Origin of the sequence: Pseudomonas sp. TMW22080 (genome assembly GCF_022496745.1) — a bacterium.
In the GTDB taxonomy this organism is placed as follows: Bacteria; Pseudomonadota; Gammaproteobacteria; order Pseudomonadales; family Pseudomonadaceae; genus Aquipseudomonas; species Aquipseudomonas bubulae.
Genome location: NZ_SCFF01000002.1, coordinates 491,683 through 515,315, shown reverse-complemented (window position 1 = coordinate 515,315; position 23,633 = coordinate 491,683). Strand labels below are relative to the sequence as shown.

Below are 23,633 nucleotides of genomic sequence, written 5' to 3'. Positions count from 1 at the left end.
CAGGTTATATATTGCTCACGCACCCGATGCCCGCAGGATCATGGTCGCAGCGCTATCACGTCATCTGAATGATGGTCTGCATGATGGTGCTTTGGGTCGAGATGGTTTTGGCGTTGGCCTGGTAGTTGCTCTGGGCCTTGATCAGGTCCACCAGCTCACTGGTCAGGTTAACGTTGGAGTCTTCCAGCGAGTTGGACTGGATGGCGCCCAGGCTGCCGACCTTCGGTGCGTCGTAGCCCGCCACGCCCGAGGCGTAGGTCTCCTTCCAGGCCGTGCCGCCCACTGGTTGCAGACCCTGCTCATTGGTAAAGCTGGCCAGGGAAATCTGGCCAATGGCACGGCTCTGGTTGTTGCTGAAGTTGGCGAACATCACACCCGAACCGTCGATGGTCAGGTTGTTGATCTGGCCGGTAGCGTAGCCGTCCTGGGTCGGCGGGTTGCGCGAGGTGTCGGTGTTGTACTGAGTGGTTTTGGCCATGTCGATGGCAATCCCGGTGTCCTTGGCTGCCGCGCCGTTGGACGCCCACTTGCCATTGACCATGGCGCCCGGCATCCAGGTGCTGACGGTCAGGGTGTTGCTGACGATATCGGGTTCGCCGGCCACCGGGTTGGGCGTCGTCACACTGGTCAGCCCGCCGGCTGAGTCGAATTGCATGATCGAAGCCACCGGCGCCTTCGCGCCGTCTCCGCTCACTGCGCTGCCATCGGGGTTGCGACCGTCAATCAGGGTGTAGGCCTTCCAGGTATTGGCACCGGTCTTGACCATGTACTGGTCCATCGGGTGTGGATTGCCCTGGGTATCGTAGACCGTAGTACTGAAGCTTTTCGTATAGGATTCGGCTTTGCTCGGGTCGAACGGGTTGGCGGTCTGATCAATCACCGCAGCGTTGGAATTGAGGTTGATCGTCGAGTCCACCGAGCCCGTCGCCTTGGGCGCCAGGTTGGAAGTATCGATGCGCAGGTCGGTCAATACGCCATTAACGATATTGCCATTGGCATCCACGCCATAGCCCTGCAAGCGCGCAGTGCCATCAGAGCTGGTGACAAAGCCGTCTTTGTCGGCCTTGAACGTACCGGCGCGGGTATAGCTCAGGGAGCCGTTGTCACTGAGCACGAAAAAGCCGCTGCCCTGGATGCCCATATCCAGCAGGTTGCCGGTGTTGTTAACCGCACCTTGACCAAAATTTTGCGAGACCGCTGCCAGGTTCACGCCACTGCCGATGGTCTTGCTGCCGGTACCCAGCTTGCTGGCCGAGTAGATATCGGCGAATTCCGCACGCGAGGCCTTGAAGCCGGTGGTCGCAGAGTTGGCGATGTTGTTGCCGGTCACGTCCAGCTGCTTGTTCGCCGCATAGAGGCCGCTAAGGCCGATATTGAATGACATGTTTCTCTCCTTGAGGCGTATGAGTCGGCTTACAAGCCAATGGTCTGGACTTTGGACATGCCAATGCTGCCCAGGCCTGCGAGGTTGAGCATGATTTCACCGCCGGTCTTGCTCAGGGTCACGCTGTTGACCGTGGCTGGCAGATAGGTGGTGAGCGCCGTGGTACCGGCGTCGGTTTTGCTGGATGCGGTGAAGGTGTAGGAGCCCTTTTCCAGCAGCACACCCTCGTCGTCCTTGCCATCCCAGGTGAACTCCGCGTTGCCGGCTTTCTGGGTGCCCATGTCGATGGTGCGAACCACCTCACCGTCGGCATTGGTGATGGTGATAACGGGTTTGGAGTCAGCATCCTTGACCACCACGGTGCCGTTGAAGGGCTTGTCGCTGGCCGGATCCACATAGGCTTCGCCGGTCTGCACGATCACCGAACGCCCCACCAGCGACGAGGCCTGCAACGCCTGCGAAGACTGGAAGTTGCCGGAGATCGAATTGACCGTATCGTTGAGCGTGGTGATGCCTTCCAGGCTGCTGAACTGCGCCAGTTGCGCAACGAACGCCGTGTTGTCCTGCGGGTCCAGCGGGTTCTGGTTTTTCAGCTGGGTAACCAGCAGTTGCAGGAACGCATCCTTGCCCAGCGCCGTGTTGCCGGATACCGCCTTGGAGGCCGCCGCCAGGCTGGTGTCAGTGGTCTTGGCCTGGGCGGAGTTGGCGAGTACCTGGTTAAGGGTCAAGCCGCTGGTGGAATCGGTCACACTCATTTGCGTCGCCCCTTATCACTGACCGAGGGTCAGGACCTTCTGCATCATGGTTTTGGCGGTATTCATCAGCTCGGCGTTGGTCTGGAACGAACGACTGGCGGAAATCATGTCGGCCATTTCTTCAACCACATTGACGTTGGGGTAATACACATAGCCCTTGGCGTCGGCAGAAGGATGGTTGGGCTCGTAGCGGGCCTGCAACTCGCTCTGGTCTTCAACCACACCCAACACCTGCACGCCCTGGCCGGCGGCGTCCTGGTTCTGGAACAGCGAGTCGCCGCTGCTGCTGCCTTGCGCACCTTGAAACATAGTGGCAAACACCGGGTGGCGGGCGCGGTAGGTCTGGTCGATGCTCGACGACACCGTATCGGCGTTGGCGATGTTGCTGGCCACGGTGTTCAGGCGCGTGGTCTGGGCGCTCATGCCGCTACCGGCAATATTGAAGACACTGGATAGAGACATGGATCACTCCCCGCGCAGGGCCGACATCAGCCCTTTGAATTTGCTGTTGAGCAGGGTGAAGCTGGCCTGGAAGTTGACCGCATTCTCTGCATAGTTCGACTGCTCAAGCTGAGCGTCCACGGTGTTCTGATCGATCGACGGCTGCATCGGCGTGCGGTACAGCAGCGACTCGTCGCCGCTGCTCAGGCCCTGGGCTTCGATATGGCGGGTGTTGGTCTTGTTCAACGCAAATGTGCCGTTCTGGTTTTTGTCGTTCTGGGCGGCGAGCACAGAGGCGAAATCCAGATCCCGAGCCTTATAGTTCGGGGTATCGGCGTTGGCGATGTTGTTGGCCAGTACTTCAGCGCGCTGGGCACGAAAGCCCAGGGCCTGTTCATGGATACCAAGCGCTTTATCGAAGCTGATGCTCATCTCGAAAAACCTTTGTGGGCTGACCTGAGAGTGTGGTTCAGGTTTTACATGACAGGGATAGAGCAAACCCCGTGCCAGTTTTTACAGCCCCGTAACACAAGGGTTTGCCGGGAGGCGGGAGATGGCAATGGCAAAAAAGCGGCAATGCTTGACCGCTGACTGCCGGTTTTCTGCCGCTTTGCTTTGGATTCGTCGTAGCAGCTGCCGAAGGAACCAGGCTGCGTTCGGCGACGAAGTCGTCGTAAAAACCCTGGTAGCCGGGTTTGACTGTTACACCGCAGCCCCTGATTTTGCGACTGCTTCGCAGCCGAACGCAGCCTCGTTCCTACGGCAGCTACAGGAACACTGCAACTGTGGGAGCGAGCCTGCTCGCGAAGGTCGTTCGCGAGCAGGCTCGCTCCCACAATAGGGCTTGACCGGCAACAGAGTATCTACGGGGTTTTCCCAGCCTATTTGGCCTGGTAAATGATCCCCGGGCTGCATTGCACCATCTGGTAGTGGTCCGGCAAGCCGTTAAGGGCTTCAGAGGCGCCCAGAAACAAATACCCGCCCGGCTTCAAGGTGCTGTGAATGCGCAGCAGGATGTCTTTTTTCACTTCGGCCGAGAAGTAGATCAGCACGTTGCGGCAAAACACGATGTCGAACTTGCCGAAGCTGGCGTAGCTGTCCAGCAGGTTGAACGGGCGAAACTCCACGCGGTTTTTGATCGGCGCCTTGATCACCCAACGCCCCGGTCCCTTGGGATCGAAATAACGTTGCAGGCGCTCCGGTGACAGGCCCCGGCCAATGGCCAGGTTGTCGTATTCGCCGGTGCGGCAGGTGTTGAGCATCTGCGCTGACAGATCGGTGGCAAAAATCTGCACGCCGGCTTTGAGCTGCCCAAGGTTGCTGCGCTCGAATTCGTCAATCGCCATCGACAGCGAGAACGGCTCCTGCCCCGAAGAGCAAGCCGCCGACCAGATACGCAGGCGCTGGCCGGGGCTGGCCTTGATTTGCTCCGGCAACACCTTGTTTTTCAGCACTTCAAAGGGATAGGTATCGCGAAACCACAGGGTTTCGTTGGTGGTCATGGCATCGACCACCTGCTCGCGCAACCCGCTGCGCGGCTGAGCCTGGATGCGTTGAATCAGCTCGCCCAACGACTTGATGCCCTGCTGCTCCATCAATTTGTTGAGGCGGCTGGAGACGAGGTACTGCTTGTTCTCACCCAGCAAAATGCCACAGGCTTTTTCCAGGAATACCCGGAACTGTTCAAAATCCAAATTAGCCGTCGACAAATGATCCTGCCTCTTAAATCGTTTTGACCGCCAGGGGCTGCGCCCCTAGCTGTGGTCTGCTGCTTTGATCCGGTCAACTACCCGGGTTGCCAGGTCATCAGGGCGGAACTTGGCCAAAAAGTCATCGGCACCGACTTTTTTGACCATCGCCTGATTGAATACCCCGGACAACGAAGTATGCAGAATGATGTGCAAGTTTTGCATCCGCGGGTCGTTGCGGATTTCAGCTGTCAGGGTGTAGCCGTCCATTTCCGGCATCTCGATATCCGAGATCATCATCAGAAACTCTTCAGACGGGTTCTTGCCCTCGTCCACCAGCTTGCGCAGGTAGTCGAGCGCCTGGCGCCCGTCGTTCAACGACACCACTTCAACACCCACCGATTGCAGGCAACGGGCAACCTGCTTGCGCGCCACCGACGAATCGTCAACGGTCAGCACCCGCAATGACAGCGCCTTGCTTTGGGTTTCAACATCCACCACGCCCTGGCTGATGGTTTCAGACGATGGCGAGACTTCTGCCAGCACCTTTTCCACGTCGATGATTTCGACCAGTTGCTCGTCCATACGGGTCACGGCCGTCAGGTAATGGTCGTGACCGGTGCCCTTGGGCGGCGGATGAATGTCTTCCCAGTTCATATTGACGATACGCTCCACTGAACGCACCAGAAAGCCCTGGGTCTTGGTGTTGTACTCGGTGATGATCACAAACGGGTTACTTTGATCCTTCAAGGCTCCCGCACCGGTGGCCATCGCCAGGTCGAGAATCGGTATGGTCGCGCCGCGAATGCTCGCCACACCGCATACCACGGGGTGGGACTTGGGGATCAGGGTCAGCTTGGGGCATTGCAGCACCTCGCGGACCTTGAACACATTGATCCCGTAAAGCTGTGGCCCATCCAGGCGAAACAGCAACAGCTCCAGGCGGTTTTGCCCCACCAGTTGAGTGCGCTGGTTAACCGCATCCATCACTCCGGCCATACTCAGCTCCTCTTAAAAACTTCAAGTTTCAACCCGCATATTCCGAAAACGGCACGGGGCTTGCTTTTTATCGGTCATGAACGCAAAAACGACAAAATCCTGCCACCGACCTTTCCTGCCGAGTCTGCGCCGCTGTGGTCTGAGCGCGCTGGCGGCGGGCACCTTGCTTGCACTCAGCACTTATAGCAGGGCTGACGCGTTTACATCGCCTGAACAGCTTATCGGCGTGACCCAGGGCTTTCTTGAATTCACGGTTGAAGACTACCTGGCCACCAGCCAGACCGAGGGTCGATATCAGATCCAGGTCAACAATCTTGACCCGCGCCTGCGCCTGGCCCAGTGCGACAAGGATTTGACAGCTTCCCTCGAAAGCCCGGCGCAACCCATGGGCCGGGTAATCGTGCGCGTACGCTGCGAAGGGCTGTCGCCGTGGACCATCTTTGTGCCGGCCCAGGTCAAACTGTTCCGCGACGTAGTCACCGTCAATCACCCGCTCAAGCGCGGCATGGTTATCGACTACCCCGACGTGACCCTGCGCGAGCGCGATGTCAGCCTGATCAGCCAGGGCTACCTGACCGCCACCGAGCTGGCCGTGGGGCAAAAATTGCTCAGGCCCATGGTCACCGACCAGGTGCTGACCCTCACCCACCTGGAGCAGGCCGCAGCCGTGCGCAAGGGCGATCATGTGGTGATCAGCGCGCGCAGCGGCACATTAAGTGTCAAGATGCCCGGCGAAGCCCTGTCAGACGGTGGCCTTAGCGAGCAAATACGGGTAAAAAACCTGAACTCCAAGCGTGTTATCCGCGCCAGGGTGACAGCACCCGGGCAAGTAGAAGTGGCATTATAGGAAAGTTGGCATCAGTCTCGCGACTTTCCTACACTGTCATTTGACGCAGATCAGTACAGCTCTGTGTGAAGCCATGATTAATCGAGCCTAAAGTTTTTCCGGGTATGGCCGAAAACATGGCAAGCGTCCAAATACCCCGAGGTTTAACGTTATGGTCATCGACTTCAGTCGTCTCAACAGCGCCCCGCCCCTGACCGGCAGTACACGCAGTAACGCCAGCCAGGAAACCGGCAGCGCCACGCAAGCGGCCCCGGCAATAAACCCTGAGCAAAACGGCGTCAGCGCCCCAAGCGGGGAATCTGTTCACCTCAGCCAAGAGGCTCAACAGTTGCAGAAGATCAGCGACTCGTTGCGTGACCAACCTGTAGTCGACAAAAATCGGGTGGCAGAGCTTAAACAAGCCATCGCGGACGGCAGCTACAAAGTCGACAGCGACCGGATCGCCAGCAAACTGCTTGACATGGAAGCCCAGCGCTAGGCCAACGGCCAGTGCCGCGCTTTTGGACGCTTAACTCCCAGAGCCCGCCATGCACGACGAAAATTTACTGCAACTGATCAACGATGACCTCGCTCCTGCCGAGCAATTGCTCGGCCTGTTACAGGACGAATCCATCGCCCTCAAAGGCCGCGACATGCAGGTGCTGGAAAACATTCTGGCGCGCAAACAGTCGCTGATCATTTTGCTTGAGCAACATGGCCGCAGACGCAGCGAAATTCTCGCCAGCCTTGGCCTGGCCACCAACCGCAGCGGCCTCGAAAGCCTGGCCAGCCATTCCAGCGTGGGAACACAACTGCTCGCCCAGAGCGATGCACTGAACCAGCTGCTAGCGAAATGCCAGGCCGCCAACCTGCTCAATGGTCAGTCGATCCAGACCCAGCAGGCGATCACCGCCAACCAGTTGCGCATCCTCCATGGCGGCGAAGCCCCGTCTCTGTATGACGCACGCGGCACCACCTCGATGCTCAACAAGCACCGCGCCTACAGCCAGGCTTGAGCCCGCGCAACCACCGCATGTAGCGAGACACACAACATGATGGCAGAATGCCCATCTTTTGCGTGTCGCTGTATTTTGTCTGGAGATTGATCAAACGTGTTCGACGCCCAAGATGCTCCGCAACCGCCAAAGGTGCTCACCACGCCGTTGGAAATTGCCTCCAACTTGCGGATGCTGCAAGAGAGCCATGACCCGCTGATCATTACTTTCCAGGACCGCACCCAGCGCTTCCAGAGCTATGTGGTGGATGTTAATCGCGAGAGCAACACCATGGCCCTGGACGAAATGATCCCCCGTGACGGTGAGCGTTTTCTTGAAGCGGGGGTGCCGTTCAAGGTTGAGGGCTTCCATGATGGCGTGCGTATCGCCTGGGAGTGCACCACGGCGCTGACCATTGATGACCGTCATGAACACCGCTGTTATCGCGGCGCGATGCCCCACGAAGTGGTGTACCACCAGCGCCGCAATGCGTTCCGTGCGGCCCTGCGGCTGGCCAATCTGGTCAATGTGCAAGTGGCGGGTGACAAGCTCAAGGCGCCGATCAAGGGCAAGTTGCTGGACGTTTCGGCAACCGGCTGCAAATTGCGTTTTGAGGGGGATATCAGCCAGGGCATGCAACTGGGCCAGGTGTATGAGCGCTTCAGCGCCGACCTGCCGTTTGGCCTGATGTCGACACCGGTGGAGTTGCGCTACCTGCATTTTGAAGAGCGGCTGAATATCACCTTTGCCGGGATGCGCTTTCACAATATCAGCGGCGCGGTGCAGCGCCAGGTCGAGCGGTTTGTCTATCAACTGCAGCGCGAGGCGCGCCAGTTTGATAAAGACGATGATTATTGAAACAGTGGTCGCTGGCTTGCCTGCGATGCACAGGGCGCGGTCTGGCTGAAAAACCGCGCTGAAGCCATCGCGAGCAAGCCCGCTCCCACAGGGGTATTGCCTATGTCTTGGACTCTGGTTCCGGTTCTGGCTCCTGCTCCTCCACCACCGGTTCCTGCACCATTTGCTCCTGCACCACCTGCTCATCCACACGCGGATCAAGCGCAGCCACCAGCGGCGAGCTGGACATGCTGTCGGGCATGGCCACGTGATGCAGCGGCGCATCATCGACCTGGTGCAGGTTGGTCACCGCATTCGGGCGAATCCGCCATACCAGGATCAACCCCGCCACGCTGAAAAACCCATAGAGCATCTGGCTGCCAAACAGTTTCATCAGCACCCCCGCCACCAACGGCCCCACGCTTGCGCCCACGCCATAAGTCACCAGCAGCATGGCCGTCAGCGACACACGACGCTCCGGCTCGATATGGTCGTTGGCAAAGGCCACGGCCAGCGGATAGATGCAAAATTGCAGCAAAGCCGCCAGGCAACCGGCAATAAACAGTACCTGCATGGGCACCGCCGGCAAGATCGCCAATGGCAACGCAGCCACCGCCAGCAAGCCGGCGAAGATACGGATCAGCAACGGCCGGTCATAACGGTCGGACAACCAGCCCAACGGCCACTGCACCAGCAAGCCGGCAAAAATGCAGCTACCCATATACAAGCCGACCAGTTCGGTAGACAGCCCTTGCTGCGATGCGTAGAGCGGTGCCAGACCGTAAAACGAGCCCACCAGCAAACCCGCGCCCATCACCGCAATCAACGACTGCGGCACACGCTTGATAAAAAATTTCGGGTCCATCGGCGCCGGGTGCAAAGGCGCCGGGTGAATACGCCGGGTCATGGCCACAGGCACCAGGCACAAGGCAAAACACAAGGCCACCACCATCAACAACTCGAGACCGAGCTGCGGGTGAACCGCCAGGATCAATTGCCCAAGCACCAGCCCCAGATAGGAGGCGATCATGTAGAGGCTGAACACCACGCCGCGCTGCCTGGCCTCGGCCTGCTCGTTAAGCCAGCTTTCGATGACCATGTACTGGCACATCATGCCCAGACCGACAATCACCCGCAGCAACAGCCAGATCGGCAGCCAGTCCGTCAGCCCGTGGCACAGCACCGCCGCACCGACAATACCGGCGCACGTGGCGTAGGCACGAATATGCCCGACCCTGGCAATCAGCCGGTGGCCGATCTTGCCACCCAGCACCAGGCCAAAATAGTTGGCCGCCATCAGCGCGCCGATCCACAGGCCGTCGACATTGTCCGCTGCCAGGCGCAGCGCCAGATAAGTACTCAACAGGCCGGAACCGATCAACATCATCAGCGAGGCAAAATACAACGCTCTAAAGGACTTCCAGATCTGGTGCATTGGCTTTCCCTACGGCTCCTTGTGTCTGCCACCGGGAACAGGCCCGGCGCCACAGATTTAAACGGTCAAGCCTGAGCCGCCAGAACGCGACGTTCCCAGGGCGTGATTTCGTCATGGAAGCTGGTCAGTTCCAGCGTCTTGGACGCAACGTAACCTTCGATGAACTCAGTGCCGAACAGTTCAATCGCCATTTCACTACGGGCCAGGCGTGCCAGTGCCGCGTGCAAGGTGCAGGGCAATGTCAGCGCCTCGGGCACCTGGAACTCACCCTGGATCGCAGCACTCGGTTCAAGCCCACGCTCGATGCCATATAACCCTGCCGCGAGGCTGGCGGCAATTGCCAGGTAGGGGTTGGCGTCCGCCCCCGGCAAACGGTTTTCAACCCGCCGCGCCGCAGGTGAGCTGGCTGGAATGCGTAAACCCGCACTCCGGTTGTCATGGGACCAGCACGCGTTGTTCGGCGACGCATAGGGGTGGAACAAGCGCTGATAGGAATTTACGTTCGGCGCAAACAACGCGGTAAAGTCCGCCATGCCCGCCTGCTGCCCGCCGATAAAATGGCGGAAGGTGGCTGTCGGCTGCCCCGCTTCGTCGCTGAACACGTTTCGCCCGCTGGCCGCCTCGACCACGCTCTGGTGAATATGCATCGAACTGCCGGCCGTGTGCGCCAGCGGCTTGGCCATGCACACCACGTTAAGGCCATGCTTGAGGGCAACTTCCTTGAGCAGGTGCTTGAACAGAAAAGTCTGGTCGGCCAGCAGCATCGGATCACCGTGCAGCAGGTTGATCTCGAACTGGCTGACGCCCATCTCGTGCATAAAGGTGTCACGGGGCAAGCCCAGTGCCGCCATGCACAGGTACACCTCATTGAAAAAAGGCCGCAAGCCGTTGTTGGAGCTGATGCTGAACGCCGAAAATCCGTCTTCACGGCGCCCGTCCAGGCCCACGGGCGGGCGGAACGGCTGGGCCGGATCGGGGTTGTGCGCAAACACAAAGAACTCCAGCTCGGTCGCTACCACCGGCGCCAGTCCCCGCGCCGCGTAGCGGGCGATCACCGCTTTCAACTGGCCACGGGTCGACAGACGCGAGCTTTCACCGCTGAGCTCATCGGCATCGCAAATGGCCAGGGCACGGGTTGGCTGGCTCCAGGGCAGGCGATGAAGCTGGGTGAGGTCTGGCACCAAGGCAAGATCACCGTCCTCGCCGCCATAAAAGCGTGACTCCGGGTAGCCACCCATGATGCATTGCAGCAGCACGCCACGGGCCATCTGCAAGCGCCGCCCTTCTATAAACCCCGCAGCAGTCATCACCTTGCCACGGGGCACGCCATTGAGGTCGGGGGTGACGCATTCAATCTCATCAATACCCGCCAATCGCTGTGCGAGCAAACCCTGGCCATCGCTATTCATGCCACTATCCTTGTTGTTAAGCAGGCCGCGCAGGGCAATGGCTACAAAATACGCACTGCCTGTTCGGAATTTCAAGCGAGCACCGCACAAATCTCGCGAAAACAGTGAACCTTCCTTCGGCAACTGCTACGGAGCTCGGCGTTTGTCTTATTTGCCGACTAGACTCTTCGCCCACTGTGTCAGGAAGACCCAAAGGAAGATCGATGAAGACGCTGCCCCCGCTTTATACCGGCCTGTTGCTGGCCAGCCTGTTCAGCCCCGCAGCCTTGGCCCAGATACCCAGCAGCGATGGCTATGTGCTGGATAAAGTCGTGCAGGTCAGCCGCCATGGAGTGCGCCCGCCTACCGAATCCAATGAAAAACTGCTGACCTCGGTCACCCAGCGCAAATGGCCAACCTGGCTGGTGCCCTTCGGTAACCTGACCGGCCACGGCTATACCGGCGCGGTGGAAATGGGCCGCTACCGTGGTGAAGTGCTGCGCGACGCCGGGCTGATCCCCCGGGGCTGCCCGGATGCCAGCCAGTTGCTGGTACACGCCAGCCCCCTGCAACGCACCAAGGCCACGGCCCAGGCCTTGCTCGATGGCATGTTCCCCGGCTGCGGCCTGCAACCGGGCTATGTCCACGGCAAGCAGGATGCCCTGTTCCAGGCCAATGAAATGCCCTTTGCCGCGCTCGATCCGGCCAAGGCCAAAGCTGAAATCCTCAAGGCTCTGGGCGGCAGCGTCGAAGCCGCACAGGCACGCTACAAACCCTTTGAAGAAAAACTCAGGGAGGTCGTCTGCCTGCCTGCCACCGATTGCCCGTATGGCAAACAGGACTGGACACTGGAACAAAACGCCAAGGGCCGTTTCGCGATCAAGGGCCTGAGCGCAGGTGCCAATATGGGCGAAGTGTTCCGTCTGGAATATAGCCAGGGCCTGCCACTGGACAAGGTCGCCTTCGGCAACGGCCGCACCGCCGCCGAGGTATCCAGCCTGATGGTGCTGACCAAGGCCAAGTACGACTACCTCAACGACATCCCCTATATCGCCAGCCGCGGCGCTTCCGAGCTGATGAACCAGATTGCCCTGGAACTCAAGCAGGGCACCCCGCTGGAACAGAAAGACGCGCCGGATAGCCCGCCCGATGTACCGCTGATGCTGCTGGTGGCTCACGACACCAATATCTCTTACCTGCGCACCATGCTCGGCTTCGGCTGGAAGCAGGGAGATTACATCGCCAACAACATCCCGCCCGTGGGTACGTTGCAGTTCGAACGTTACAAGGAAGTCAAAACCGGCGAGTACTTTTTGCGCATCGCCTTTGAGGCCCAGTCAATGGATCAGATTCGTAACCTGACCCAACTGACCGACACGCAAAAACCCCTCAGGAGCGATTTCCAAAGCGCCGGTGACTGCCGCAAAACCAGCGCAGGCCTGCTCTGCCCGCTCAAGGATGCGATGGTCAAAGTCGAGCAGAACATCGACCCCACCGCGCTGACGCCCTACACCTTCAACTAGTTGTGGTCAAGGCAGGGCTTGCTTCACGTTGCTGCAACCAGCACAGCAAGTCCTGCCCGCTCATGGGCCGCGCAAACCAGTAACCCTGCCCTTCAACACAGCCCATGGCCAGCAAACGCTGGGACTGTGCCTCGGTTTCAATCCCTTCAATAACCACCGACATACCCAAGGCTTTACCCAGGGCCAGGGTGCTGGCGATCACGGCGGCGCAACGCGGTTCATGCTCCAGGTTGCCCACAAATTCACCGTCCAGCTTGATTTCGGTGAATGGCAACTGGCACAGCCGCTGCAATGACGAAAAACCGGCACCAAAATCGTCAATTGATAACCGGCAGCCCATCATGCGCAGGCGCACCAGATTCTCCAGGCTGGCGACCGGAGCTTGCAGCAAACCGGTTTCAGTCAATTCGAATGTCAACCTGGAGCCCGGCGTGACATGACGGGTCAGAACCCCCTTTAGGGTATAAGTCAGCTGACTGTTAGCCAGTTGCGACGCTTGCAGGTTGAACGCCATGTTCAAGGGATAACCCCGGGTCCGTGCTTGCTCTTGCAGGCTCAACGCCTGATCGAGTTGGGCAAACAGCAACTCGTCCATCAAGCCGCAGCGCTCCAGCACCGGGATAAATACCGCCGGTGGTAGCACGCCCTTATCGGGGTGCAGCCAACGGCAAAGCACTTCGACTCCGGTCACATCGCCGGTTTGCAGATTGAACTTGGGTTGATACCAGGCCTGCAATTGCTGCAGGGCCAGAGCCTGACGCACTTCGTCCTCGCAAGCCAGTGACAGCGTGCTGCCCGGTACAGGTCCGAGCGTGCAGATACTGCTTTGATACTTGAGTAACAGAGGTTGCAGCACAGCGGCATACAACGGTTTGCCGGCATCGCCAAGCAACTCGAGCCCCAACAGGGCAATGAGCTGATGCGCAGCACAACGCAAATCGGCCGACAGCGCACTGCTGACAATAATCGACCGGACTTGCCCCGTCCTGCACACGCGACGCAAAAACGCCAGGCCGTCCATGCCATCCATCTGCAAATCGCACACGGCGATATCCACCGGCCCCACTTGCTGAAGAACCGTCAACGCCTGGCTGCCGTCACTGGCCTCAAACACGTCATGGCAACCCAGGGAGCGAAACATGCTTACCGCGACGGCACGCTGGAAACTGTCATCTTCCAGGATCAGGACACGCAGTGGATTTCCAGGCATTAAGATGAACCATCGAGAAACGGTGTAGGTCAATCATCTCGAATGCTGAAAGATTTTTACCTAGGAAAAGTCCCAATAAATGTAGGACTAATGCCAACCCTCCCGACTGGCGATTGAATGTCAGCGCGCGCTGCGACTGAATATACGGATCACTTCATCCAGGTGCTCGGCCATTGCCTGCCGTGCGGCGGGCGCATCGTGCTGCTCGAGCGCCAGCAGGATACGGCGGTGCTCATCTTCCGAGCGATGGGTCATATCCTGTGGGGTGTAGTGGTTTTGCAGGCGCTGGAACATGCTGCCGTAACGATGGCCCAATAGATGCTGGATCATCAGGGCATAGGCCGGGTTGTCCGAGGCCTGGGCAATGCGGATATGGAACAGACGATCGCCGGGGTGGGTGTGGGACCCTTCGCGGTTGTCCTGAACGTTGCGTTCAAAAGCTTCGCGGATGCCCGCCAACTCCTCGTCACTGGCATTGATCGCCGCCAGCGCCGCCGCTTCGGGCTCAATCAGGCGACGGGCCTGCAACAGCGCGAACGGTGGAATTTCGGCATTGAAGTCGATTTCAAGGTTCAGCTCGGGGTCCAGTTCTTTCCACTGGTTGCGCGTAGCCTGGGCCATAACCGGTTCATCTGACACCGCCTGCACCGGCGGCTCACAGACCAGTACCCCGTTACCGACGCGTACATCCACCAGCCCTATCACTTCAAGCGCAATCATCGCCTCACGTACCGAGGCACGACTTACACCCAGCAACTTGGCCAGTTCACGCTCGGCTGGCAAACGGCTGCCCGGCGGAAATTCACCGCTGTCGATCAAGGCGCGTAGCTGATCAGCGATTTGCCGATAAAGCCGTTGGTTATCAATAACTTGAAATGGCATCAGGAAATAAGCTCTGGTTTGGACAGCATTCGACAAGCACTTGGAGCTGAAAAAGACGCTTGTTGAAGCTTGAGGTGCATGCTACAAAAGGCCCAATGGCCTGACCATTGGATGGATATCGTAAAGCGATCATAGCAAACCTTATCCTTGTACTTGTGTCGTTTTGCCATTTGCTACGCCCCCAATGGCCTGACCATTGGGCCAACTATAAAAACAATGACATCGTAACGGAGCACCCATGGATCTTTCCGGCAAACGTGTGCTGATCACTGCCGCTGCGCAGGGGATTGGCCAGGCCACCGTCCAGGCATACCTCGCCGCCGGTGCCGAAGTCTTCGCCGCCGATATCAATGCCGGCGCCCTCGACGCCCTTGAGGGCGCGCACAAACATGTTCTGGACGTCACCGATGCTGCTGCCATCGAGCGCCTGGCCAAACAGCTGGGCCCACTGGATGTGCTGTTCAACTGCGCGGGCGTGGTGCACAGCGGCACTATCCTGGAATGCGAAGAAAAGGACTGGAACTTCGCCCTGGACCTCAACGTGACAGCCATGTACCGCATGATCCGCGCTTTTTTGCCGGGCATGCTGGGCAGCGGCGGCGGCTCGATCATCAACATGGCCTCGGTCGCCTCCAGCGTCAAAGGCGTGCCCAACCGTTTTGCCTACTGCGCCAGCAAAGGCGCGGTGATTGGCCTGACCCGTTCTGTAGCGGCTGACTTTGTGAGCCAGAACATCCGCTGCAACGCCATCTGCCCCGGCACCGTCGACTCCCCTTCCCTGCGCCAGCGTATTCGCGAACAGGCCGAGCGCGAAGGCCGCAGCGTGGACGAGGTGTATGCCGCCTTTGCCGCGCGCCAGCCCATGGGCCGCATTGGCACCGCCGAGGAAATCGCCCAGTTGGCGCTGTACCTGGGCTCAAGTGCCAGCGGCTTTACCACCGGCACGGCACAAATCATTGATGGCGGCTGGAGTAACTAGCCGCAAGCTTTTGACCTTGTGGGAGCGGGCTTGCTCGCGATTGGATCGCTGCGCTGTATCAGGCAAATCGCGCTGATGCCATCGCCAGCAAGCCCGCTCCCGCAACAAGCCTGCTCCCACTGGGCCCTGCCCCTCCCCCAAAAAGGATTGTTTATGAAACTGCTGCGTTACGGTGAAAAAGGCCAGGAGCGTCCCGCCCTGCTCGACAACGACGGCCAACTGCGCGATTTGTCGGCAGTGGTCGCGGATATCGCAGGCCAGACCCTGAGCCCCGAAAGCATTGCCCGCCTGCAAGATATCGACCCGTCCACCCTGCCACTGGTTGAGGGCTCCCCCCGTATCGGCGCCTGCGTCGGCCAGGTCGGAAAATTTATCTGCATCGGCCTGAACTACGCCGACCATGCTGCCGAAACCGGTGCCGCAATCCCCGCCGAACCGGTGGTGTTCAGCAAATGGACCAGCGCCATCGTCGGCCCCAACGACAACGTCGAAATCCCGCGCAATTCGCGCAAAACCGACTGGGAAGTCGAGCTGGGTGTGGTGATCGGTAAAGGCGGACGCTATATCAGCGAAAACCAGGCCATGGAACACGTGGCCGGTTACTGCGTGATCAACGACGTCTCCGAGCGCGAGTTCCAGCTGGAGCTGGGCGGTACCTGGGACAAAGGTAAAGGCTGCGACACTTTCGGCCCGCTGGGCCCGTGGCTGGTGACCCGCGACGAAATCGCCGATCCGCACCAGCTCGACCTGTGGCTGGAAGTGGATGGCCAGCGCTACCAGAACGGCAACACCCGCACGATGATCTTCCAGATCCCGAAAATCATCAGCTACCTCAGCCAGTTCATGAGCCTGCAACCGGGGGATGTGATTTCCACCGGCACCCCGCCAGGCGTCGGCCTGGGTATCAAACCCGAGCCTGTCTACCTGCGTGCCGGCCAGACCATGCGCCTGGGCATCAGCGGGCTGGGCGAACAACAGCAACGCACCGTGAACGCCGACTGACAGGGAGCCATACCATGACCACAATTACTGCCGTACGGGTTGAAGACATCCGCTTCCCCACCTCGCAATCCCTCGACGGTTCTGACGCGATGAACCCGGACCCTGACTACTCGGCGGCCTATGTCATCCTCGAAACCGACACCCCCGGCCTTGAAGGCCATGGCCTGACCTTCACCATCGGCCGCGGCAACGAAATCTGCTGTGCCTCGATCAAGGCCCTGGCCAGCCTGCTGGTGGGTTTGAAGCTGGAGTGGATCGCCGAAGACATGGGCCGTTTCTGGCACCACGTGACCAGCGACAGCCAGTTGCGCTGGATCGGCCCGGACAAGGGCGCCATCCACCTGGCCACCGGTGCGGTGGTCAACGCCGCCTGGGACCTGTGGGCCAAGGCCGAAGGCAAGCCGGTGTGGCGTCTGGTGGCAGACATGAGCCCCGAAGAACTGGTGCGCTGTATCGACTTTCGTTATATCACCGACTGCATCACCCCGGCAGAAGCTCTGACCCTGCTGCGCGAACGCGCCAATGGCAAGGCCGAGCGACTGGCCTTGCTCGAGGCTGAGGGCTACCCCTGCTACACCACCTCCGCCGGCTGGCTGGGCTATGCCGACGACAAGCTGCGCAGGCTGTGTCAGGAAGCGGTGGATGCGGGCTTCTCTCACGTCAAATTGAAGGTCGGCCACGACCTGCAGGACGATATCCGCCGCGTGCGTATCGCCCGGGAAGTACTGGGCCCGGATCGCAAGCTGATGATCGATGCCAATCAGGTATGGGAAGTGGACGCGGCCATCGACTGGGTGCGCGAACTGTCATTCGCCAACCCGTGGTTTATCGAAGAGCCCACCAGCCCGGACGACGTCGAAGGTCATCGAAAAATCCGCCTGGGTGTCAGCCCGGTCAAGGTAGCGACCGGCGAAATGTGCCAGAACCGTATCGTGTTCAAGCAACTGATCATGCGTGAAGCCATTGACGTGGTGCAGATCGACGCCTGCCGCCTGGGCGGGGTCAATGAAGTGCTGGCCGTGATGCTGATGGCCGCCAAGTACAACCTGCCGGTATGTCCGCACGCAGGCGGCGTTGGTCTGTGCGAGTACGTGCAGCACCTGTCGATGATCGACTACCTGTGCATCGCCGGGACTCACGAAGGCCGGGTGGTGGAATTTGTCGACCATCTGCACGAGCACTTCGAAGACCCCTGCGTGATCCGCAACGCGGCCTATATGCCACCACAGGCTCCGGGCTTCTCGATCCAGATGAAGGCCGCCTCCCGCGAGCAGTACCGCTACCGGGGCTAAGCAAACGGACGGAGTACAACAATAATGTCGTCCCCACACTCACTACGACTGGATGCACACCAGCACTTCTGGCGCTATGACGCCGCGGCCTATCCGTGGATAGGTCGCGACATGAGCGGTTTGCGCCAGGACTTTACCCCCGATGATCTGCGGCCCTTGCTCGATGCTGGCGGATTCGACGGTTGCATCGCCGTGCAGGCCCGCGCCTGTGCCAGTGAAACCGATCAACTGTTGCAACTGGCGCAGCGCTACCCGTGGATTCGCGCCGTGGTGGGCTGGGTCGACCTGTGTGCCCGCGACCTTGAGCAATCGCTTGAGCGCTGGGCGCAAGCGCCGGTTTTGCGTGGCTTTCGTCATCAGTTGCAGGACGAACCCTCGCTCGCCCAGTTTATCCAAAATCCGGGGTTCAGCCGGGGCTTGCATACCTTGCAACGCCAGGGGCTGGTCTACGAAGTGCTGGTCAAGGCCCGGGATCTGCGCACGGTCACCGAACTGTGCCAGCAGCATGACCAGCACCATCTGGTACTCGACCACCTGGGCAAACCCGATATCCAGGCCGGGGACTTGAAAACCTGGGCCAGCCAACTGGCACCGTTGGCGGCCCTGCCCCACGTCAGCTGCAAGTTGTCAGGGCTGATCACCGAAGCCCATTGGCAGGACTGGTCCAGCGCACAACTGACGCCCTATTTGCACATGGCACTGGAACTGTTTGGCCCCGAGCGCCTGATGTTCGGTTCCGACTGGCCGGTGTGCCTGTTGGCCAGCGACTACGAGGCCACTCACACCCTGGTCGCCAGCGTGTCAGAGCACGCGGCCATCTGGGGTGGTACGGCGTGCCGCGTCTACAACATAGAGGGAGTGACGCAATGAATCTGCATCTGCAAGACAAGGTGTTTATCGTGACCGGCGGCGGCTCGGGGATCGGCGCAGCCATCACCCTGGGGCTGGCTGACGAAGGTGCGATCCCGGTGATTTTCGGCCACAGCCCGCTGTCCGATGAGCTGGCCCGGCAATTGGATCAGCGCGGGGCGCAGAGCCTGTTTGTGCAGGTCGAACTGCGCGACGAAGACGCCTGCCGCGCGGCAGTCGCCAGCGTGCTGCAACGCTTCGGGCGCATTGACGGGCTGGTCAATAACGCCGGGGTCAACGATGGCGTTGGCCTTGAAGCCGGGCGCTCGGCCTTTGTCGAGTCACTGGAAAAAAACCTCATCCATTATTATCTCATGACCCATCTGTGCGTCGATGCGCTCAAGGCCAGCCGCGGTGCCATCGTCAATATCAGCTCCAAGACGGCCCTCACCGGGCAAGGCGGGACCAGCGGCTACACCGCCGCCAAGGGCGCGCAACTGTCGTTGACCCGCGAATGGGCCACTTCATTGCTGGCTGACGGGATCCGGGTCAATGCGGTGATCCCGGCCGAAGTCATGACCCCCTTGTACGAGCGCTGGATCGACACCTTCGCCGACCCGCAAGCCAAGCTGGCGAGCATTGTTGAAAAAATTCCCCTGGGCCGGCGCATGACCACGGCCGCAGAAATCGCCGACAGCGTGCTGTTTTTGCTCTCCCCGCGCGCCTCCCACACCACCGGGCAATGGCTGGTGGTGGACGGTGGCTACACCCACCTGGACCGGGCGCTGACATGAACCGCCAATGCCTGGCGCTGGACCTTAAGGACGACCCGGCGCTGATTGCCGAGTATGAGCGCTTGCACCAGAACATCTGGCCGCAGATCAGCGCCCATTTGCGCGGGCATGGCGTGCTCGACATGCAGATATGGCGCCTGGGCACGCGGCTGTTCATGGTCATGGACACAGCCCCCGAGTTCAGTGCCGAAGCTTTTGTCCTGGCTGGCGCCAGCGACCCCAAGGTGCAGGAATGGGAAGCGCTGATGTGGCGTTTTCAGCAGCCTACACCCTGGACAAAGCCCGGTGAAAAATGGGCGCCAATGGCACAGATTTTTAGCCTGAAAGATTCTCCCTGACCCTGTGGGAGCGAGCCTGCTCGCGATGGCATCACCGCGGTGGTCAGGCAAACCGAGCCGCCTGCATCGCGAGCAGGCTCGCTCCCACAGGGTGTAGATCCACGCAAACCACAACGCCGAACTCACAACAATAAAAAGGAGATGCGTCATGTCACTCAAGCACCCGAACGTCGCAGCGCCGTCCTTTACCCGGGCGGTCACGTCCTATCGCCGGGCACTGATCCTGGTCACCTGCCTGTTCTTTCTCTGGGGCCTGTCCTATGGCTTGCTCGATGTGCTCAACAAGCACTTCCAGGAAACCCTGCACGTCAGCAAGGCGCAGTCGGGCCTGCTGCAAAGCGCCTACTTTGGCGCGTATTTTCTGATCGCCCTGCCCGCCGGTTTGCTGATGGACAGGTACGGCTACAAGGCCGGCATCCTGCTGGGCCTGTGCCTCTACGCCACTGGCGCCCTGCTGTTTATGCCCGCCGCTGCGGCGCAGAGTTTTCAGTTTTTCCTGTTCGCCCTGTTTGTGATTGCCTGCGGCCTGGGCTGCCTGGAAACCGCCGCCAACCCCTACGCCACGGTGCTGGGTGAACCCGCCGGTGCCGAGCGCCGCCTGAACCTGGCGCAGTCGTTCAACGGCCTGGGGCAGTTTTTCGGCCCCTTGATTGGCGGCGCACTGTTCTTCAGCGGTGCCAACAGCACCGACACCACACAATCGCTGCAAATGACCTATCTGGTGATTGCCGCACTGGTGTTGCTGGTGGCCATCCTTATCGCCCGCACTGCGCTGCCCGACCTGCGCGAGCAGGAAGTGCAAGTTGCGCAGCACGACCACAAAGGCCTGTGGCAACACCGCGAATTCGTCACGGGGGTTATCACCCAGTTCTTTTATGTGGGAGCACAAGTTGGCGTGGGGGCGTTTTTTATCAACTACGTCACCGAGCACTGGGCGCAGATGAGCAGCCAGCAAGCCGCGTATCTGCTTTCGGTGGCCATGCTCAGCTTTATGTTCGGACGCTTTTTCAGCACCTGGCTGATGGGCAGGGTCAATGCCCAGCGCCTGCTGCTGATCTATGCGCTGATCAACGTGGCGCTGTGTGCGGTGGTGGTGCTGGGGTTTGAAGGTGTATCGGTGGTCGCGCTGGTGGCGACGTTCTTCTTTATGTCGATCATGTTCCCCACCCTGTTTGCCATGGGCGTGAAAAACCTCGGTCCACATACCAAGCGCGGCAGCTCGTTCATGATCATGGCCATTGTTGGCGGCGCGCTGCTGCCCTATGTGATGGGCCTGGTGGCCGACCACTCCTCCACGGCCGTGGCCTATCTGTTGCCAATGGGCTGTTTTGTGATCGTCGCTGCCTATGCCCGTGCTGCCCTGAAAAAAATCTGATTGCTGTACTCCACAAAAACAATAACGGAGCACCCCATGACCAACCCCGCACTGCAACAGGCGCTGAGCAAGATCCGCTGGCGCATCCTGCCCTTTGTCGCCCTGATGTTCGCCATGGCGATCATCGATCGTTCCAATATCGGCTTTGCCAAACACGCCCTGCAGGCGGATACCGGCCTTAGCAACGCGGCATTTGCCCTGGGTGCGGGGATTTTCTTTATCGGCTATGCCGTGTTCGAAGTACCGAGCAACCTGATGCTGCACAAGATCGGCGCACGCATCTGGCTGAGCCGGATCATGGTGACCTGGGGCCTGGTCTCAGCGGCGATGATGTTTGCCCACGACGAAACCAGCTTCTATATCCTGCGGTTTCTGCTGGGCGTAGCCGAAGCCGGGCTGTCGCCGGGGGTGGTGTTGTACCTGACCTACTGGTTCCCGCAGAACCAGCGTGGCTCGGCCTATGGCATTTACTATTTTGGCGTGCCGGTGTCGTTGATGGTGGGCGGCCCGGTATCGGGATGGTTGCTGGAAAGCGCGCAGTTCGGCCTTACCGGCTGGCAATGGATGTTTGTCACCGAAGGCCTCGCGGCCTCGATCATTGGCGTATTCGCGTTCTTCTACCTGACCGACAAACCCCGGGATGCCAAGTGGCTGAACACCGAAGAAAAGGCCGCGATCGAACACGAGCTGGAAAAAGAGCAACTGCAAAAAGCCAACAAAGGCCCGTCGTCGTGGCGTGCAGCAATGTTCAACCCGGTGGTGCTGTACTTCACCCTGATCTACTTCACCATTCAGGTCAGCGTGTATGGCGTGCTGTTCTACCTGCCAACGCGGATCGCCGAGTTGCTGGGTACCGGCATTGGCCTTAAGGTCGGCGCCCTGACCTCCATTCCGTGGATTGCCACCGTATGCATGCTGTACCTGGTGACACGCCATGCTGACCGCAAGGGCCAACAAACCCGCTATGCCGCATTGATGCTGGCAATGGCCGCAGTGGGCATGATCGGCTCGACCTTGAGTGGCAACCTGGTGCTGGTGATTATGGCGTTCTGCGTGGCTGCCGCCGGTTTTATCACCGTGCAACCGTTGTTCTGGACACTGCCTACCCGCTTTCTGGGTGGTGCAGCGGCGGCCAGCGGGATTGCCGTGATCGGTGCCCTGGGCAACCTGGGCGGTTTTCTTGCACCCACGGTCAAAACCTGGGCCGAGGGCTACTTCAACAACCCGCACGCGGGCATGTACTTTCTGGCCGGCACGGCGCTGCTGGGCGCATTGATGCTGATTCGCTCAGCGAGGGCGAGCGGCAATCCGGGCAAACTCCCGGCCCCGGCAGCCACACCACACTGAGGGGCACTGTGGGTATTAACACGGGTCACATGTGAGCTACATTGGGTAACAAACAACAGCCCGTAAACTCACAAAGGGTGACCCGTGAATACCAATCAAAAACTGCGTACCTTCGACCTGATCCGTGAAGCGGTACTGCCCGAGTACCGCGACCGCGTAAACGAATACCTGAGCCTCTACGAAGAGACGCTGCACAGCGCAAACACTCCGACTGCCGACATCCAGGCCAGTGCCCAACAGCTGCGCGGCTACCTGCGCGGCCTCAACACCACCCGGGTGCTGGGCATGGCTGACTGGGAAGAACTGGACCGGCGCATTACCGAGTCGTGGTTGTAACGGTAAACACCTATCCCCCTGTGGGATCAAACCCAGATTGCGTACCACAAGGGGTAGTCCCCCACCCGCTGGACCAGCCCGGCGCGCAGCGGGTTGGCAATCACATAACGGGCCATCTGCTTGATATCTTCATCACGCCGCAAGGCATGGTCGTGGTAGCCCTGCTGCCAACGGCGGCCTGTTTGCCCAGTGGACTGGTTGATCGCGCGGGTGCTCAACGATTTTGTGCGACACATCAACTCATCCAGCGAGCCTTTATCAAGGCTGATCAGCCAATGAAAGTGATCCGGCATCACCACCCATGCCAGCGAAGTGGCCAGCCCCTGCTCTTGTGCCCGCTTGAACTGTTCGACCACCCGTCGGCCTACACGCCAGTTCAGGAAAATCGGTTGGCGTCCAAGCGTATTGGCGGTCAGAAGATAAATGCGATTTTGCTCGCTGTAACGACCACGGCGCAGGCGGTGGGAGGCAGAAAAAGAAGGCATGGCCTGACTCTATGAGTTGATGAATTTCAAAGGTTAGTCAGTAGCGGGCCAGCCACAACGGGCATCGTTTGACGGGATATGTCGTGGGACTTTTTTGTGATCACCGCAAACCTGTGGGAGCTGGCTTGCCTGCGATGCACACAACGCGGTCTGGCTGGCGCACTCCGGGGATGCCATCGCGAGCAAGCCCGCTCCCACAGAGGTACGCGGTTGACCCCGGATCTTGTGAGCACCGCAAAAACTGTGGGAGCTGGATTGCCTGCGATGCACACAACGCGGTCTGGCTGGCGCACCCCGGGGATGCCATCGCGAGCAAGCCCGCTCCCACAGAGGTACGCGGTTGACCCCGGATTTTGTGAGCACCGCAAAACCTGTGGGAGCTGGATTGCCTGCGATGCACACAACGCGGTCTGGCTGGCGCACCCCGGGGATGCCATCGCGAGCAAGCCCGCTCCCACAGAGGTACGCGGCTG

At 59.9% G+C, this 23,633-nt stretch carries 25 protein-coding genes; 14 read left to right on the top strand and 11 right to left on the bottom strand.

Going from position 1 to position 23,633, the window contains the following annotated elements; genetic code table 11:
- Positions 1-55: 55 nt before the first annotated feature.
- The 6 genes from flgE to EQV96_RS08790 all read right to left on the bottom strand — a co-directional run bounded on the left by flgE (position 56) and on the right by EQV96_RS08790 (position 5,267).
- Complete coding sequence (gene flgE / locus EQV96_RS08815) at positions 56-1,384, bottom strand: flagellar hook protein FlgE (RefSeq protein WP_095001821.1); 1,329 nt, start codon at positions 1,382-1,384, stop codon at positions 56-58.
- 29 nt (positions 1,385-1,413) lie between these two features.
- Positions 1,414-2,139 carry a flagellar hook assembly protein FlgD gene (gene flgD, locus EQV96_RS08810; RefSeq protein WP_095001822.1) on the bottom strand — a complete coding sequence of 242 codons (726 nt, stop codon included), beginning with the start codon at positions 2,137-2,139 and terminating at the stop codon, positions 1,414-1,416.
- Between the two features lie 15 nt (positions 2,140-2,154).
- Positions 2,155-2,601 (bottom strand): flagellar basal body rod protein FlgC, encoded by a 447-nt coding sequence (flgC, locus tag EQV96_RS08805; protein WP_095001823.1) that lies wholly within the window; start codon positions 2,599-2,601, stop codon positions 2,155-2,157.
- A gap of 3 nt (positions 2,602-2,604) precedes the next feature.
- Positions 2,605-3,012 carry a flagellar basal body rod protein FlgB gene (gene flgB, locus EQV96_RS08800; protein ID WP_016782175.1) on the bottom strand — a complete coding sequence of 136 codons (408 nt, stop codon included), beginning with the start codon at positions 3,010-3,012 and terminating at the stop codon, positions 2,605-2,607.
- A 449-nt stretch (positions 3,013-3,461) separates the two neighbouring features.
- Positions 3,462-4,289, bottom strand: a complete 828-nt coding sequence (gene cheR / locus EQV96_RS08795; protein ID WP_095001824.1) for a protein-glutamate O-methyltransferase CheR — start codon at positions 4,287-4,289, stop codon at positions 3,462-3,464.
- A gap of 45 nt (positions 4,290-4,334) precedes the next feature.
- On the bottom strand, positions 4,335-5,267 hold the full coding sequence (locus EQV96_RS08790) for a chemotaxis protein CheV (RefSeq protein WP_095001825.1): 933 nt from the start codon (positions 5,265-5,267) through the stop codon (positions 4,335-4,337).
- A 76-nt stretch (positions 5,268-5,343) separates the two neighbouring features.
- On the opposite strand from EQV96_RS08790, the gene flgA reads away from it, so the two are divergent.
- The 4 genes from flgA (at position 5,344) to EQV96_RS08770 (ending at position 7,946) form a co-directional block, all read left to right on the top strand.
- A complete protein-coding gene (gene flgA / locus EQV96_RS08785) occupies positions 5,344-6,114 on the top strand; it encodes a flagellar basal body P-ring formation chaperone FlgA (protein WP_095001826.1) in 771 nt (256 codons plus the stop codon).
- A 151-nt stretch (positions 6,115-6,265) separates the two neighbouring features.
- The gene (gene flgM / locus EQV96_RS08780; RefSeq protein WP_095001827.1) at positions 6,266-6,592 is read left to right on the top strand and encodes a flagellar biosynthesis anti-sigma factor FlgM; all 327 of its coding nucleotides are present in this window, start codon (positions 6,266-6,268) and stop codon (positions 6,590-6,592) included.
- A gap of 49 nt (positions 6,593-6,641) precedes the next feature.
- The gene (locus tag EQV96_RS08775; RefSeq protein ID WP_095001828.1) at positions 6,642-7,109 is read left to right on the top strand and encodes a flagellar protein FlgN; all 468 of its coding nucleotides are present in this window, start codon (positions 6,642-6,644) and stop codon (positions 7,107-7,109) included.
- 96 nt (positions 7,110-7,205) lie between these two features.
- Positions 7,206-7,946, top strand: a complete 741-nt coding sequence (locus tag EQV96_RS08770; protein WP_095001829.1) for a flagellar brake protein — start codon at positions 7,206-7,208, stop codon at positions 7,944-7,946.
- Between the two features lie 100 nt (positions 7,947-8,046).
- On the opposite strand, the gene EQV96_RS08765 is transcribed toward EQV96_RS08770, so the two are convergent.
- Both EQV96_RS08765 and EQV96_RS08760 read right to left on the bottom strand, forming a co-directional pair.
- Complete coding sequence (locus EQV96_RS08765) at positions 8,047-9,360, bottom strand: MFS transporter (protein WP_095001830.1); 1,314 nt, start codon at positions 9,358-9,360, stop codon at positions 8,047-8,049.
- Between the two features lie 65 nt (positions 9,361-9,425).
- A complete protein-coding gene (locus tag EQV96_RS08760; RefSeq protein WP_165446524.1) occupies positions 9,426-10,667 on the bottom strand; it encodes a glutamine synthetase family protein in 1,242 nt (413 codons plus the stop codon).
- A 305-nt stretch (positions 10,668-10,972) separates the two neighbouring features.
- Between EQV96_RS08760 and EQV96_RS08755 the strand changes: the two genes are divergently transcribed.
- Positions 10,973-12,271, top strand: a complete 1,299-nt coding sequence (locus tag EQV96_RS08755; RefSeq protein ID WP_218722814.1) for a histidine-type phosphatase — start codon at positions 10,973-10,975, stop codon at positions 12,269-12,271.
- Here EQV96_RS08755 and EQV96_RS08750 read toward each other — a convergent pair.
- Both EQV96_RS08750 and EQV96_RS08745 read right to left on the bottom strand, forming a co-directional pair.
- Positions 12,264-13,481 carry an EAL domain-containing response regulator gene (locus EQV96_RS08750; RefSeq protein ID WP_240881742.1) on the bottom strand — a complete coding sequence of 406 codons (1,218 nt, stop codon included), beginning with the start codon at positions 13,479-13,481 and terminating at the stop codon, positions 12,264-12,266. The genes EQV96_RS08755 and EQV96_RS08750 overlap by 8 nt on opposite strands.
- A gap of 120 nt (positions 13,482-13,601) precedes the next feature.
- A complete protein-coding gene (locus EQV96_RS08745) occupies positions 13,602-14,363 on the bottom strand; it encodes a FadR/GntR family transcriptional regulator (protein ID WP_095001834.1) in 762 nt (253 codons plus the stop codon).
- Positions 14,364-14,601: 238 nt separating this feature from the next.
- Between EQV96_RS08745 and EQV96_RS08740 the strand changes: the two genes are divergently transcribed.
- The 9 genes from EQV96_RS08740 (at position 14,602) to EQV96_RS08700 (ending at position 22,675) form a co-directional block, all read left to right on the top strand.
- On the top strand, positions 14,602-15,342 hold the full coding sequence (locus EQV96_RS08740) for an SDR family oxidoreductase (RefSeq protein ID WP_095019233.1): 741 nt from the start codon (positions 14,602-14,604) through the stop codon (positions 15,340-15,342).
- A gap of 153 nt (positions 15,343-15,495) precedes the next feature.
- Positions 15,496-16,344 carry a fumarylacetoacetate hydrolase family protein gene (locus tag EQV96_RS08735; protein WP_095021369.1) on the top strand — a complete coding sequence of 283 codons (849 nt, stop codon included), beginning with the start codon at positions 15,496-15,498 and terminating at the stop codon, positions 16,342-16,344.
- Between the two features lie 14 nt (positions 16,345-16,358).
- A complete protein-coding gene (locus EQV96_RS08730; protein WP_095019231.1) occupies positions 16,359-17,636 on the top strand; it encodes an L-fuconate dehydratase in 1,278 nt (425 codons plus the stop codon).
- 24 nt (positions 17,637-17,660) lie between these two features.
- Positions 17,661-18,506, top strand: a complete 846-nt coding sequence (locus EQV96_RS08725; protein ID WP_095019230.1) for an amidohydrolase family protein — start codon at positions 17,661-17,663, stop codon at positions 18,504-18,506.
- Positions 18,503-19,279 (top strand): SDR family oxidoreductase, encoded by a 777-nt coding sequence (locus EQV96_RS08720; RefSeq protein WP_095001839.1) that lies wholly within the window; start codon positions 18,503-18,505, stop codon positions 19,277-19,279. Before EQV96_RS08725 ends, EQV96_RS08720 begins: the two co-directional genes overlap by 4 nt.
- Positions 19,276-19,617: an L-rhamnose mutarotase gene (locus tag EQV96_RS08715; protein ID WP_095038635.1), complete on the top strand. Its 342-nt coding sequence runs from the start codon at positions 19,276-19,278 to the stop codon at positions 19,615-19,617. The genes EQV96_RS08720 and EQV96_RS08715 overlap by 4 nt, the downstream gene beginning before the upstream one ends.
- Positions 19,618-19,765: 148 nt before the next feature.
- Positions 19,766-20,992 carry an L-fucose:H+ symporter permease gene (gene fucP, locus EQV96_RS08710; protein WP_095001841.1) on the top strand — a complete coding sequence of 409 codons (1,227 nt, stop codon included), beginning with the start codon at positions 19,766-19,768 and terminating at the stop codon, positions 20,990-20,992.
- Between the two features lie 36 nt (positions 20,993-21,028).
- Complete coding sequence (locus EQV96_RS08705; RefSeq protein ID WP_095001842.1) at positions 21,029-22,339, top strand: MFS transporter; 1,311 nt, start codon at positions 21,029-21,031, stop codon at positions 22,337-22,339.
- Positions 22,340-22,423: 84 nt separating this feature from the next.
- Entirely contained in the window at positions 22,424-22,675 is a 252-nt protein-coding gene (locus tag EQV96_RS08700; protein ID WP_095001843.1) for a hypothetical protein, read from the top strand.
- Between the two features lie 26 nt (positions 22,676-22,701).
- Here the strand turns inward: EQV96_RS08700 and EQV96_RS08695 are convergent, their stop codons facing one another.
- On the bottom strand, positions 22,702-23,160 hold the full coding sequence (locus EQV96_RS08695; protein WP_153326841.1) for a transposase: 459 nt from the start codon (positions 23,158-23,160) through the stop codon (positions 22,702-22,704).
- Positions 23,161-23,633: the final 473 nt, after the last annotated feature.

Bases quoted from the DNA above. Each gene is read 5' to 3' on its own strand.
- flgE (WP_095001821.1), bottom strand. From the start codon at position 1,384: ATGTCATTCAATATCGGCCTTAGCGGCCTCTATGCGGCGAACAAGCAG.
- flgD (WP_095001822.1), bottom strand. From the start codon at position 2,139: ATGAGTGTGACCGATTCCACCAGCGGCTTGACCCTTAACCAGGTACTC.
- flgC (WP_095001823.1), bottom strand. From the start codon at position 2,601: ATGTCTCTATCCAGTGTCTTCAATATTGCCGGTAGCGGCATGAGCGCC.
- flgB (WP_016782175.1), bottom strand. From the start codon at position 3,012: ATGAGCATCAGCTTCGATAAAGCGCTTGGTATCCATGAACAGGCCCTG.
- EQV96_RS08790 (WP_095001825.1), bottom strand. From the start codon at position 5,267: ATGGCCGGAGTGATGGATGCGGTTAACCAGCGCACTCAACTGGTGGGG.
- flgA (WP_095001826.1), top strand. From the start codon at position 5,344: ATGAACGCAAAAACGACAAAATCCTGCCACCGACCTTTCCTGCCGAGT.
- flgM (WP_095001827.1), top strand. From the start codon at position 6,266: ATGGTCATCGACTTCAGTCGTCTCAACAGCGCCCCGCCCCTGACCGGC.
- EQV96_RS08775 (WP_095001828.1), top strand. From the start codon at position 6,642: ATGCACGACGAAAATTTACTGCAACTGATCAACGATGACCTCGCTCCT.
- EQV96_RS08765 (WP_095001830.1), bottom strand. From the start codon at position 9,360: ATGCACCAGATCTGGAAGTCCTTTAGAGCGTTGTATTTTGCCTCGCTG.
- EQV96_RS08760 (WP_165446524.1), bottom strand. From the start codon at position 10,667: ATGACTGCTGCGGGGTTTATAGAAGGGCGGCGCTTGCAGATGGCCCGT.
- EQV96_RS08755 (WP_218722814.1), top strand. From the start codon at position 10,973: ATGAAGACGCTGCCCCCGCTTTATACCGGCCTGTTGCTGGCCAGCCTG.
- EQV96_RS08750 (WP_240881742.1), bottom strand. From the start codon at position 13,481: ATGCCTGGAAATCCACTGCGTGTCCTGATCCTGGAAGATGACAGTTTC.
- EQV96_RS08745 (WP_095001834.1), bottom strand. From the start codon at position 14,363: ATGCCATTTCAAGTTATTGATAACCAACGGCTTTATCGGCAAATCGCT.
- EQV96_RS08740 (WP_095019233.1), top strand. From the start codon at position 14,602: ATGGATCTTTCCGGCAAACGTGTGCTGATCACTGCCGCTGCGCAGGGG.
- EQV96_RS08735 (WP_095021369.1), top strand. From the start codon at position 15,496: ATGAAACTGCTGCGTTACGGTGAAAAAGGCCAGGAGCGTCCCGCCCTG.
- EQV96_RS08730 (WP_095019231.1), top strand. From the start codon at position 16,359: ATGACCACAATTACTGCCGTACGGGTTGAAGACATCCGCTTCCCCACC.
- EQV96_RS08725 (WP_095019230.1), top strand. From the start codon at position 17,661: ATGTCGTCCCCACACTCACTACGACTGGATGCACACCAGCACTTCTGG.
- EQV96_RS08720 (WP_095001839.1), top strand. From the start codon at position 18,503: ATGAATCTGCATCTGCAAGACAAGGTGTTTATCGTGACCGGCGGCGGC.
- EQV96_RS08715 (WP_095038635.1), top strand. From the start codon at position 19,276: ATGAACCGCCAATGCCTGGCGCTGGACCTTAAGGACGACCCGGCGCTG.
- fucP (WP_095001841.1), top strand. From the start codon at position 19,766: ATGTCACTCAAGCACCCGAACGTCGCAGCGCCGTCCTTTACCCGGGCG.
- EQV96_RS08705 (WP_095001842.1), top strand. From the start codon at position 21,029: ATGACCAACCCCGCACTGCAACAGGCGCTGAGCAAGATCCGCTGGCGC.
- EQV96_RS08695 (WP_153326841.1), bottom strand. From the start codon at position 23,160: ATGCCTTCTTTTTCTGCCTCCCACCGCCTGCGCCGTGGTCGTTACAGC.